Origin of the sequence: Anoxybacillus tengchongensis, from assembly GCF_014201585.1 — a bacterium.
Taxonomy (GTDB): Bacteria; Bacillota; Bacilli; order Bacillales; family Anoxybacillaceae; genus Anoxybacillus; species Anoxybacillus tengchongensis.
On the sequence record NZ_JACHES010000012.1, the window covers coordinates 68,263 to 82,284 of the forward strand.

8 protein-coding genes are annotated in these 14,022 nt (G+C 43.0%); all 8 read left to right on the forward strand.

Going from position 1 to position 14,022, the window contains the following annotated elements:
* Positions 1–5: 5 nt before the first annotated feature.
* On the forward strand, positions 6–239 hold the full coding sequence (locus tag HNQ82_RS12350) for a glutaredoxin family protein (RefSeq protein WP_183250005.1): 234 nt from the start codon (positions 6–8) through the stop codon (positions 237–239).
* Positions 240–373: 134 nt separating this feature from the next.
* Positions 374–1,405, forward strand: a complete 1,032-nt coding sequence (locus HNQ82_RS12355) for a sugar-binding transcriptional regulator (protein WP_183250008.1) — start codon at positions 374–376, stop codon at positions 1,403–1,405.
* Positions 1,406–1,441: 36 nt separating this feature from the next.
* Positions 1,442–2,449: a type I glyceraldehyde-3-phosphate dehydrogenase gene (gene gap, locus HNQ82_RS12360; protein WP_183250009.1), complete on the forward strand. Its 1,008-nt coding sequence runs from the start codon at positions 1,442–1,444 to the stop codon at positions 2,447–2,449.
* A gap of 116 nt (positions 2,450–2,565) precedes the next feature.
* Positions 2,566–3,750, forward strand: a complete 1,185-nt coding sequence (locus tag HNQ82_RS12365; RefSeq protein WP_183250011.1) for a phosphoglycerate kinase — start codon at positions 2,566–2,568, stop codon at positions 3,748–3,750.
* Positions 3,751–3,767: 17 nt separating this feature from the next.
* Positions 3,768–4,523: a triose-phosphate isomerase gene (gene tpiA, locus HNQ82_RS12370; RefSeq protein ID WP_183250013.1), complete on the forward strand. Its 756-nt coding sequence runs from the start codon at positions 3,768–3,770 to the stop codon at positions 4,521–4,523.
* A complete protein-coding gene (gpmI, locus tag HNQ82_RS12375; protein WP_183250015.1) occupies positions 4,520–6,055 on the forward strand; it encodes a 2,3-bisphosphoglycerate-independent phosphoglycerate mutase in 1,536 nt (511 codons plus the stop codon). Before tpiA ends, gpmI begins: the two co-directional genes overlap by 4 nt.
* Positions 6,056–6,078: 23 nt before the next feature.
* Entirely contained in the window at positions 6,079–7,374 is a 1,296-nt protein-coding gene (eno, locus tag HNQ82_RS12380; protein ID WP_004892483.1) for a phosphopyruvate hydratase, read from the forward strand.
* A 1,516-nt stretch (positions 7,375–8,890) separates the two neighbouring features.
* Positions 8,891–14,022, forward strand: a 5,132-nt coding sequence (locus HNQ82_RS12385) for a DNRLRE domain-containing protein (RefSeq protein WP_183250023.1), incomplete at its 3' end; no start/stop codon positions are given.

Below are 14,022 nucleotides of genomic sequence, written 5' to 3' on the forward strand. Positions count from 1 at the left end.
AAAACATGAAAGTCGTCGTATATTCGAAACAAAACTGTTGTCTTTGTGATGAAGCGAAAGACATTCTTCGCGAGTTACAAGTAAAATGGGAAGAAGTCGATATTTATAAAGATGAGCAATGGCTCGAACGCTACCATCTCATCATCCCTGTCATCGAAATTGATGGGGAAATCGTCGCATATGGTCGCATTCACAAAGATGTCATAAGAAAGCGATTACAACAAATACGAAGCAGTTGAATAACATTTCACTTCCTGTTACAATAAAGTTGTAGCAGGGGTGAATTTTTTGGACCAAGTGGGACACAATATGACGTAGTGGGACTTAAATAGTCCAGATAGAGAAAAAAGTGAGTGAAAAGGAAGAATAAGTCATGCGACAATGGATTGATGTTCAACGAAAATTGTTGCCTGATCTTCTCGCTATTATGCAAAAACGTTATGAAATTTTGCAGCACATTCGCTTAATGCAACCGATCGGACGGCGGACGCTTTCGCTAAACTTAGGAATTAGCGAGCGTGTCTTGCGGTCGGAAGTGCAGTTTTTAAAGGAACAAAACTTGCTTGATATAACAGCTGCAGGCATGAGCGTGACGTCGGAAGGAAATGATGTGCTCATGCAACTTGAAGACATGATGCGAGAAGTGTTAGGGCTAAAAGAGTTGGAAAGAAAAATAAAAAAGAAACTTCCTGTCGAAGATGTCATTGTCGTTGCTGGTGATAGTGATCAGTCTCCTTGGGTGAAAAGAGAGATGGGAAGAGCTTGTGTCTCACGTATAAAGCACTCACTAAAAGGAAATGACATTGTAGCAGTAACTGGTGGAACAACCCTTGCTGCGGTTGCTGAAATGATGACACCTGATGTCAAATACCGCGATGTACTATTTGTTCCAGCGCGCGGTGGGCTTGGAGAAGATGTAACAAATCAAGCAAACACGATTTGTGCGCGCATGGCTGAAAAAGCAATGGGACATTATCGTTTGCTACATGTTCCTGATCAATTAAGTGCTGAAACGTATCAATCAATTATTGAAGAACCGGCTATTAAAGAAGTGCTTGAATTAATTAAGTCATCAACAATCGTCATTCATGGTATAGGTGACGCGAAAACAATGGCGGAGCGAAGAAAAACCCCTCCAGCAGAAATGACAAAAATTGAGCAAAATAAAGCGGTGGCGGAGGCGTTTGGATATTACTTTAATCAATATGGAGAAGTTGTTCATAAAGTAAATACAGTTGGTATTCAACTTGAAGATGTACGCCACGTTCCTTGTGTCATTGCAGTCGCAGGAGGCGCTTCGAAAGCAAAAGCAATTCAAGCGTATATGAAACAGGCAAATCGGTGCATCTTAATTACAGATGAAGGTGCAGCAAAACAGTTAGTACGGGATGATTCATCCCTCTAAAATATATTCCTACAATTCCAAAGGAGGACAAAAACGATGGCAGTAAAAATTGGTATTAACGGTTTTGGTCGTATTGGCCGTAACGTATTTCGCGCAGCATTAAAAAATCCTGAAATTGAAGTAGTTGCAGTTAACGACTTAACAGATGCAAAAACGTTAGCACACCTTTTGAAATATGACTCTGTTCACGGCACGTTAGATGCAGAAGTAACAGTAAACGGCAATAACATCGTTGTCAACGGCAAAGAAATTATCGTAAAAGCAGAGCGCGACCCAGCAAACTTAGGATGGGGCGAGCTTGGTGTCGATATCGTTGTTGAATCAACAGGACGTTTCACAAAACGCGAAGACGCAGCGAAACATTTAGAAGCAGGTGCGAAGAAAGTGATCATTTCTGCACCAGCGACAAATGAAGACATTACAATCGTCATGGGCGTAAACCAAGACAAATATGATCCAGCAAACCATCATGTCATTTCAAACGCATCTTGTACAACAAACTGCTTAGCGCCATTTGCAAAAGTATTACATGAAAAATTCGGCATCATCCGTGGTATGATGACAACTGTTCACGCGTATACAAACGACCAACAAATTCTTGACTTACCACACAAAGATTTACGTCGTGCACGCGCAGCAGCAGAATCCATCATCCCAACATCAACAGGTGCAGCAAAAGCGGTAGCGCTTGTTCTTCCTGAATTAAAAGGAAAATTAAATGGTATGGCGATGCGCGTACCAACACCAAACGTATCTGTTGTTGACCTTGTTGCTGAACTTGAAAAAGAAGTAACTGTTGAAGAGATAAACGCAGCGTTAAAAGCAGCGGCAGAAGGTGAATTAAAAGGCATTCTTGCTTACAGCGAAGAGCCGCTTGTTTCTCGTGACTACAACGGTTCAACAGCTTCTTCGACAATCGATGCGCTTTCAACAATGGTCATGGAAGGTCGCATGGTGAAAGTTCTTTCTTGGTACGACAACGAAACAGGATATTCTCATCGTGTTGTTGACCTTGCTGCATACATTGCATCAAAAGGCTTATAATTTTTTGGATTGTTTGCCCAAAACGGTTTATAATAAATAGTTGGACATACCGAGAAGGGGAGCGGGGATCATCCCCACTCCCTTTCTATGTATCACACGAATAAGGAGGCCTTTCCATGAACAAAAAAACCGTCCGTGACATTGATGTGAAAGGAAAACGTGTATTTTGCCGCGTCGATTTCAACGTGCCAATGCAAAACGGTGTCGTAACTGACGATACGCGTATTCGCGCCGCGCTCCCAACGATTCAATATTTAATGGAGCAAGGAGCAAAAGTCATTTTAGCGAGCCATCTTGGTCGTCCGAAAGGAAAAGTCGTTGAAGAGATGCGCTTAAATGCTGTGGCAGAACGTCTGAGCGAACTGCTCGGCAAACGTGTCGTGAAAACAGATGAAGCGTATGGCGATGCGGTGAAAGCTGCGATTGCCGAAATGAATGAAGGCGATGTGTTGTTGCTTGAAAACGTACGCTTCTATCCTGGCGAAGAGAAAAACGATCCAGAGTTAGCAAAAGCATTTGCAGAACTTGCTGATATATACGTAAACGATGCGTTCGGTGCAGCACATCGCGCACATGCATCGACAGAAGGAATTGCCCATCACTTGCCTGCAGTAGCTGGATTTTTAATGGAGAAAGAAATCGAAGTGTTAGGAAAGGCGTTATCGAACCCGGACCGTCCGTTTACGGCAATTATTGGTGGCGCAAAAGTAAAAGATAAAATTGGTGTCATCGAAAACTTACTAGACAAAGTCGATAATTTAATTATTGGTGGCGGATTAGCGTACACATTTGTGAAAGCGCTCGGTCATGAAATTGGAAAATCGTTACTAGAAGAGGATAAAATTGAATTAGCGAAATCGTTCATGGAAAAAGCGAAAGAAAAAGGCGTAAACTTCTACATGCCTGTGGATGCAGTCGTAGCTGACGATTTTTCAAACGACGCGAACAAAAAAGTAGTCAATATCGACGAAATTCCAAGTGATTGGGAAGGACTTGACATCGGTCCGAAAACACGGGAATTGTATCGCGACGTCATTTTGAAATCGAAACTTGTTATTTGGAACGGTCCGATGGGTGTATTCGAAATGGACGCGTTCGCTGAAGGAACAAAAGCTGTCGCACAAGCGCTTGCTGACGCGAAAGATACGTATACAGTCATCGGCGGCGGGGATTCAGCAGCGGCAGTTGAAAAATTTGGACTTGCAGACAAAATGGATCACATTTCAACAGGTGGCGGGGCGTCGCTTGAATTTATGGAAGGTAAACAACTTCCAGGTGTCGTAGCTTTAAATGATAAGTAAGAAAGGAGCTAAAAGCGATGCGGAAGCCGATTATTGCAGGAAACTGGAAAATGCATAAAACGTTAAACGAAGCGCTTCAATTTGTGGAAGAAGTAAAACATGCCGTTCCTTCAAACGAGCAAGTGGACACGGTCGTATGTGCCCCAGCGTTATTTTTAGCCCATTTAGTTGAGGCAACAAAGGGAACAAATGTGAAAATTGGTGCGCAAAACATGCATTTTGAAGATCAAGGCGCTTTTACAGGCGAAATCAGTCCTGTTGCGTTAAAAGATCTCGGTGTGGAGTATGTCATCATCGGGCACTCCGAACGCCGTGAAATGTTTGCCGAAACAGATGAAACAGTCAACAAAAAAGTACTTGCTGCGTTTAAACACGGACTTGTACCGATTGTTTGTTGCGGAGAGACGTTAGAAGAACGCGAAAGCAACCGTACAAACGAAGTGGTTGGTGCACAAGTTGAAAAAGCGCTTGAAGGTTTAACGGAAGAACAAGTGAAGCAAGTCGTCATCGCCTATGAGCCAATTTGGGCGATTGGAACAGGAAAATCGTCCACAGCAGATGATGCAAACAACGTATGCGGCTACATTCGCCAAGTCATTGCGAACAAATTTTCACAAGAAGCGGCTAATGCGGTACGCATTCAATACGGTGGTAGCGTAAAACCGGAAAATATCGGTGCGTTTTTAGCGGAAGAACATATTGACGGTGCGCTTGTTGGCGGTGCGAGCTTACAACCACAATCGTTTTTACAACTCGTGGAGGCAGGAAAATGAGCAAAAAACCAGTAGCATTAATTATTTTAGACGGCTTTGCTCTTCGTGAAGAAACGTTTGGCAACGCGGTCGCCCAAGCGAAAAAGCCAAACTTTGATCGCTATTGGAATGAATACCCACATGCAACGTTAACCGCATGCGGGGAAGCCGTTGGCTTACCTGAAGGGCAAATGGGAAACTCTGAAGTTGGTCATTTGAACATCGGTGCTGGGCGTATTGTATACCAAAGTTTAACGCGTGTGAATATCGCTATTCGCGAAGGCGAGTTCGAGCGCAACGAAACGTTTTTAGCAGCGATGGACCATGTGAAAAAACATGGAACAAATTTACACATCTTTGGCCTTCTTTCGGACGGTGGCGTGCATAGCCATATTAACCATTTATTCGCTTTACTCAAGCTCGCTGCAAAAGAAGGCGTAAAAAACGTTTACATTCACGGCTTTTTAGATGGACGTGACGTCGGTCCGCAAACAGCGAAAACGTACATTCAACAGTTAAATGAACAAATCGCACAAATCGGTGTCGGTGAAATCGCGACATTATCGGGTCGTTATTACTCGATGGATCGCGATAAACGTTGGGAGCGTGTCGAAAAAGCATATCGTGCGATGGTGTACGGCGAAGGTCCGAAGTATCGCGATCCGCTTGCGTGCATCGATGATTCGTACGCAAACGGCATTTACGATGAGTTCGTCTTGCCATCTGTCATCGTCCGTGAAGACGGAACGCCAGTCGCAACGATTCAAGATAATGACGCGGTCATTTTTTACAATTTCCGTCCTGACCGTGCGATTCAAATTTCAAACACGTTTACGAATGACGACTTCCGTTCATTCGATCGTGGACCGAAACATCCGAAAAACTTATTTTTCGTATGCTTAACGCACTTTAGTGAAACAGTAAAAGGGTACGTGGCATTTAAGCCGACGAACCTTGATAATACGCTCGGTGAAGTATTGTCACAAAATGGGTTAAAACAATTGCGTATTGCCGAAACAGAAAAATATCCGCACGTTACATTCTTTATGAGCGGCGGACGTGAAGAAAAGTTCCCTGGCGAAGAGCGTATTTTAATTGACTCGCCAAAAGTAGCAACATACGACTTAAAGCCAGAAATGAGCGCATACGAAGTAACAGAAGCGCTATTAAAAGAAATTGACGCAGATAAATTCGATGCGATTATTTTAAACTACGCCAATCCGGACATGGTCGGTCACTCTGGAAAATTAGAACCAACGATTAAAGCGGTCGAAGCAGTCGATGAATGTTTAGGAAAAGTTGTCGATGCGATTCTTGCAAAAGGCGGTATTGCGATTATTACTGCAGACCACGGAAATGCCGACGAAGTGTTAAATCCAGACGGCAGTCCGAATACGGCGCATACGACAAATCCGGTGCCTGTGATCGTGACGAAAAAAGGCATTACGCTTCGACAAGATGGCATTTTAGGCGATTTAGCGCCAACGATGCTTCATTTACTCGGGTTACAACAACCAAAAGAAATGACAGGAAAAACATTAATTCAAAACTAACATTGTAAAAGGAGAGATGAACGATGCCAACAATTATCGACATTTATGCTCGTGAAGTATTAGACTCTCGCGGCAATCCGACAGTAGAAGTAGAAGTATACACAGAATCCGGTGCGTTCGGACGTGCGCTCGTACCGAGCGGAGCTTCAACTGGTGAATACGAAGCGGTTGAATTGCGTGATGGTGACAAAGGCCGTTACCTTGGTAAAGGTGTATTACAAGCAGTGAAAAACGTAAATGAAGTCATTGCACCAGCATTAATTGGTAGCTACGATGTGACAGAGCAAGTTGCCATCGACCGTGCATTAATTGCACTAGACGGTACAGAAAATAAAGGGAAATTAGGTGCTAACGCTATTCTTGGCGTATCGATGGCTGTTGCACGCGCAGCTGCTGACTACTTAGGCATTCCTCTATATCAATATTTAGGCGGATTTAACGCAAAAACATTGCCAGTGCCAATGATGAACATTTTAAACGGCGGTGCGCATGCAGATAACAACGTTGACATTCAAGAATTTATGATTATGCCAGTGGGCGCACCAAACTTCCGTGAAGCGCTCCGTATGGGTGCGGAAATTTTCCATAGCTTAAAATCAGTGTTAAAAGCGAAAGGCTACAACACCGCTGTTGGTGATGAAGGCGGCTTTGCGCCAAACTTAAAATCAAATGAAGAAGCGTTGGAAACAATTATCGAAGCGATTGAAAAAGCAGGCTACAAACCAGGCACAGAAGTGATGCTTGCGATGGACGTGGCATCTTCTGAGCTATATAACAAAGAAACAGGCAAATACCATTTAGAAGGCGAAGGCGTTGTGAAAACGTCGGAAGAAATGGTTGCTTGGTATGAAGAGCTTGTCAACAAATATCCGATCATCTCGATCGAAGACGGCTTAGACGAAAATGACTGGGCTGGTCATAAATTATTAACTGAACGCCTTGGCAAAAAAGTACAACTTGTCGGTGACGATTTATTCGTAACAAATACGAAAAAATTAGCACAAGGCATCGAACAAGGTGTCGGCAACTCGATCTTAATTAAAGTAAACCAAATCGGTACGTTAACCGAAACATTTGAAGCGATTGAAATGGCAAAACGCGCAGGCTACACAGCTGTTATTTCTCACCGTTCTGGTGAAACAGAAGATAGCACCATCGCAGACATCGCCGTCGCAACAAACGCGGGTCAAATTAAAACAGGTGCGCCATCACGCACAGACCGCGTCGCGAAATACAACCAATTGCTTCGCATTGAAGATCAACTAGGTGAAACGGCAGTATACGATGGAATAAAAACATTCTACAACTTGAAGAAGTAAAAAATAAGGATGCCTTCGCATGAGGGCATCCTTTCTTTCAAGTTTTTCTTTTCTTTTGGATATATTGCACTACAATGAAAATAAATACAAGAAAGAGTAGCACATCAATAACCCAATCGAGGGAGTATGTTTTTAAAAAATCCTTTGCGGTACTTTTTATGACTAATAATAAAAGACTAACGATTAACCCTATGATAACGCCTGTCATGGTAGTAAATATAATTTTTGCTTTACTCATTTTTGTATCCCTCTGTTGAATTTATATCGTTTTATCAAATAAGGATGTCTTCGTATCAGGATTAATTTTGTTTTTGTGGTTTGTTGAAAGTTCAGACTAGACAAATGAGTGTTTCTCATGGTCAACAAGTTAAGAAAGTAGCAACATTCGTATAATATTAGAATTTATTCCGTGTATTGTCAATTGGCATTCTGTCAAATCAAGTACATCAAAATATGCGAAATTGGAGCCCAATCTAAAAGATTTGTCCTCGGCGGATTCATCAGTAGGCGCGGTTAATGTTTCATTGTACTTTTCTTGAATAAGTATAATCAAATCCTCCAAAAAAATCATTAATTGTTCATCTACTCCTCACATTCCTCATAGCGGGATGATCGTACAAAACAATTGAAAAAAACCGTTATCACTACTGTTTGAAAGGTTAAGTGATAAAATCGATTTCTGTCGAATAATGACGAAAGTTGTTTGTCGAAAAATATTGCGAGTATGTTTTTTATAGCATAAAATCTCCTCATGCAGTTCGAATTAGACAACTTAGGATTGATAGGGAGAGAAAACATGAGGCATCTAAGGACATGGTTTGTTTGGTGGTTAGTATTTTTATTAGTTTTTACGAGTATTCCTATGGAGGGATTGGCGGAGTTCATCTATTCTAAATCTGACAATGCGATGAAACAATCACCTCTTAAAGTACCAGAAGCGCCCAGCATCAACTTGAAGCCGGGAGAGCTGATAGGGGAACGAACAGAGAATACGAAAGTGTATTACAATGGTGATGGTACGTTTACCAGAAAAATTTTCTTTGAACCGATTCATATTAAGAAAAAGAACGAAAAACAATTTGAGGAAGTTTCCACTTTCTTCATCGACCATCCCAATCATGTTCAAGCAGAGAATACGATTTTGGAACCTCGTTTTTACAAGAAAATGGTGGATGGAGAATATGCAAAATTTCTGTATAATGAATATTCCATTTCTTATTCTATTTTAGAAGCATCAGGGAATGGACTGAAGCCGATTCAAGCGAAAGATGTTCCCGCTATTTATAAGAAAAAAGACAATAAGATTGTGCATAAAAATATTTTTCCAAATATAGACTTGCAAAATATCGTATTTAACGAATCAACGAAAGAAGATTTAGTTCTTCACTCTTTTACGGGCTATCACATTTTCAAATTTCGTTTGAAAACCGATTTGCATGCCAATATTCAAGACGATGGATCGATTTTATTTACAAACAAAGAAAATGAAAAAGTATTTGAACTCCCTAAACCATTTATGGTCGATTCGAATATCGACGAACACTCGGGAGAAGCACAGCGCTCGGAACATGTAACATACGAACTTCAACAGGATGATCAAGGGTATATTTTAACGGTTAAAGCTGATCCGCAGTGGTTGAAAGATCCGAAGCGCGTCTATCCGGTTTATATTGACCCTAGCACTTCTGTTGCTATTGCTGCTGATGCATTTGTAATGAGCGCCTATCCGACAACGAACTATAGTTCTGCATCAAGTAAATGGGATGCTGGGCAAGGGCAATATGTGTTAAAAGTCGGTTATTATGATGGAATGACAGGGACTTGTTATGGGTTTTTGAACCCTGACATATCCGACGTTGAAAACATGAACGTAACGAACGCTACTTTTAACGTGTACGTTACACACTCCTATTATGCAACAACCGCAACCGGCTTATGGTTGGATGCGGTCAACGGCTCATGGTCTGCGAGCACTTTAACATGGAATAATAAACCTTCCTCCACGAACATTGGCAAAGTCGATGTGGCAAGAGACCAATGGGCACAATTTGATGTGACGAGTACTGTCAAAGCGTGGGCATCAGGGACCAAACCAAATTATGGATTGAAACTCCATACGAATGGAAATGGACAAACGTATTGGAAAAAAGTTGTTTCCACTACGAACAGCAGTTATAAACCATATTTGTCTGTTACGTATACGATACCAGTTCCAAATACGCCGACAGGAACGGCCTTCAGTAATGGGGATGGCACAGGATATATCAATTTATCATGGGATCCGGTTCCTGGTGCTACGGGTTATAAAGTTTGGATTTATAACGGGAAATCATATGAAGCGTTTGATGTAGGCAATGTTACTTCCTGGAGTACAAAAGGGAAAAAAATTTGGCCGACCCCTTCTGAAATTAGCGCTGGAAGATACGACCTGCACCAAGATCAGTTAGGGACGGAGCTTCCTGTCGATCCTTCCCCGGTCTATCGAAATTCAGGAGGAAGTTATCCGAATAGCAAGAACTACTGGTTCCGAGTCAGTGCGATTTTTCCTCAAGGCGAAAGCGCCATGTCAGGCGCGTATATGCCGACCATTCCGAATTTGGCAAAACCATCTGCTCCGACGGGGGTAAGTTATACAAACGGAAATGGAACAGGATATATCGATTTCAAATGGAATCCTGTGAGTGGAGCGACGGGGTATAAAATTTGGATTTTTAACGGTTCCTACTATGAATCGTTAGATGTCGGGAACGTCACTTCTTGGACAACGAAAAACAAAAAGTATTGGCCAACCTCCACGGAAATTCAAGCAGGTAGATATAAGTTGCATTTAAACGACGGTCTCGGCACAGAATTAGCTGTTGACCCGTCCCCAGTCTATGCTAATGCGGGAACGAAATATGCAACGGCTACCAACTACTGGATTCGAGTAAGCGCCTATAACTCTCAAGGAGAAACCGTCTTTTCGGATGCGTATATGCCGAAAATTTCGGAGTTGCTGATACCACCAGCGCCTTCAGGATTTGCCTACAGTAACCAGTTAGGCAGTCACTCTGGTTATGTCATGCTAGATTGGGATAAAATCGAGGGTGCTACGGGGTACAAGGTTTGGATTTTTAATGGGCTTTACTATGAAGCCTTTGATGTAGGAGATGTAGATCATTGGACGACACAAAATAAAGGAATTTGGCCGACCCCCGAAGAAATCGAACAAGGGAATTCTAGTACTTTAACGCTGCATCATGATGGAAAAGGATTAGAACTACCGAGAGATCCTTCGCCAATGTATGCGAAAATGGGAACAAAATACGCAACGAGCACGAGCTATTGGTTCCGTCTCAGTGCCTATGATGCGGACGGCGAGACCATCTTTTCGAGCAATGCATTCACGGTCAAAATTCCTGAGGCGGTTGAATATTTAGGGGAGGAAGATTACTGGTCGATCATTGATGTGCCGTATGGGAGCGTCAATGCCGCTACGGGTAATCTCATGATAGATGAACAAGATGTTTCTATTTCGGGTAGGGGACCAGGACTTGCTCTATCAAGAACCTACAATAGCTTGTCTCCATGGACCGGTTTATTCGGAAAAGGCTGGCACAGCGATGCGGAAATGAACATCGTCGCGCAAGGAAATGAAGCGCGATTTACGGATGAAGACGGGACGCTTCACATATTTATGAAACGAGCCGACGGAACATACCAAGCGCCAACAGGTGTTTACTTGGAATTAAGTGAAACGACCACTGAGTGGATCGTGAAATCTAAAGATCAAACGAAAATGTATTTTAATAAAAGCGATGGCAAGTTAACCAAAATTGTCGACGGTCATGGGAACGCAACGACGTACGGTTATTCGAATGGAAAGCTTACGTCGATGACGGACGCATCGGGAAGAAAATTAGACATTCAGTATCGTCCGGACGGAAAGATCGAAAAAATCATAGGCCCGATGAATCGGACGGTGACATATGGCTACACGAATGATTTGTTAACGACGGTGACTCAGACGGGCGGAGAAGTGACAAGATATGAATACAATGAGATTGATCGTCTAGTAAAAGTATTCGAGCCGACACATACGGAGGATCAGCCAGTTGTCAATCAGTTCGTGTACGATGGTGACAGGCTCAGTCAAGTACGTGATTCCGAAGACCATGTATACACATTGACCTATGATCCAACGGAACGGCGATTGCTCATACAAAAGCCGAATGGCCGCAAAACTCAATATACTTTCAACGAGGCTGGTAACCCGATTGAGGTTGTGGATGACGTAGGCGGCTTAAATATTACAACGAAATATGTGTATGAAGGCAACAATTTAAAGGAATCATACGATCCGAATGATGTTGGGGCCACTACACCGACGGAATCATATACGTACGATGCGAATGGAAATGTGTTAACAGCGAAGGATAGCTATGGGACCGAAACCTACCAGTATAATCCAAATAACGATGTCATCTCCATGACAGATACAGAAGGCGACAAGACAACGGTTGCGTATGATGGCTTAAATCCAGTATCCGAAACCGATCAATCGGGAAAAACGTCTTCTGTAGCGAAGTACGATTCCTATGGAAATGTGATTGAAGAAAGTGACGCATTGGGCAGTGCGCCCAATTTACTCTCTAATCACGGCTTTGAACAGGGAACGACCGCTTGGACTGTGCTTCGTTCGTATGATTCCGGGCAGTTACAGGAAGATACGAATGTTTATAATGGGTTGACTGGACGAAAGACGTTAAAAATCACAGTGAATTCGACGTCGCCTAGTACAGAAGCCGGTTATGTGGCCGCTACGCAAGAAATTGCGGTAAAACCGAATGCGACATACACATTAAGTGGAAAAATCAAAACAAATTTAACGAAAGCCAGTGCGTTCTTTAATGTTGAATTTTTAGATAGCCAAAATCGTCGAATTTCTTGGGCGGACAATCGTTATAGTCAATTGGTAGGCACAAGACCTTGGACAGAGCGGCAAGTGACGTTTACCACTCCTTCGAACGTGGCGAAAGTACGCGTCTATTTAGAGGTCGAGCATAAATCACCAACCGCATCAGGGGAAGCATGGTTTGATAATGTTCAATTAGAGAAAGCTCAAGTTTCTTCCAGCTATAATCCAGTGTTAAACAGCAGCTTCGAAGGAAGCGTGACGAATTGGAGCGGAACGGGCGGAAGCGTAGATAATACGGAGTCGTTCGACGGGGCTTACTCTCTCAAAATATCGAGAACCAGCACCACACAATCAGCTAGTGAATATAAGCAGACGGTGATCGTAGGGCAAACTTCAAGTGATACGCCGCTTCGTCTGACACTCACAGGTCTTTCCAAAGCGCAGGATGTCAAAGCCAACGGTACCGTGAGTGCAAGCGATTATTCCATTACCGCGAAAGTGTATTTTGTAGACGGAACGACTCAAACGTATACGGCTGATTTTCCGATCGGTACGCAAGATTGGAACCGTGCGGCCATTTCGATCAATCCGTCTAAGCCAATGGACAAAATTGACGTATCCGCTATGTTCCGCGGAAACTACACAGGAACGGTCTGGTTTGACGCCATTCGCTTGATGGAAGGCAACGTCGTAACGAAAAACAAGTATGACGCAAATGGCAACTATGTTGAGGAAGAAACAGATGAAGCCGGGTATGTCACGAAAAAGAACTATGATGCCGTAGGAAATCTGTTGAGCGAATACGATGAGAAGGGAAATCAAAAACAGTACAAGTATGACCCATACAATCGTTTAAAACAACTTCTATTGGCGAACGGAACTTCTGTCAACTATGACTATGACTTGAACGGTAACATGACTTCTAAAGTCATTCAAACGAGCAGCGGTCCGTCACAAAGATTTACCTATTCTTATGATAAGACGGGAAAACTTCTGAAAACGGTCGGTCCGCTTAATGACGTAACAACAAATGAATATGATGCGAACGGCAATAAAATTAAAACCGTCTTGCCGAAAGGAAATACAATTCAATGGACGTATGACGGGACGGAACGGGTCGACACGATTTCTTACAATGGAGTTCCGTATTACGAATTCAGTTACGACAAAAACGGAAACGAACTGTCTGTGCAATATGTAAAGGATGGCACGACGAAGACAAGAAAATTTGACTCGGCGAATCGGGTCATCGAACAGTCCGACCGCGGGGGATTGCAAAAATGGACGTATCCGATCACCTCGGATAAATTGCAACAGTTCCTGTTCTCGCATGGATCGTTTACCCAAACCGTCACCTATCAATACAATGCCTTGGACCAAAATACCATCGTCCAAGACGGAACGTATACGTATCGCTTTGATTATGACGAGAGAGGACACGTTCGCACGTTTACGACTGGAAACGGAGCGGGCGCAACCTTCACGTATGATGACCGTGGCTTGGTGAAAAGTCTGTCAGTGGGAACAGCGGACGGAACCGAGTTGTTGGCGGAAACGTACCGTTATGACGAAAACGGCAATCGGACGAAAATCGAGTCCCCAACAGGAGAAGCGATTGTTTACCGTTACGATGCGCTCGATCAACTAGTGGAAGAGCAATGGCCGGATGGAACGACGATCGCGTATACGTACGATGGATTCGGGAACCGGACGAAAATCGTGAAAACGAAAGAGGGATCATCGACGACGAT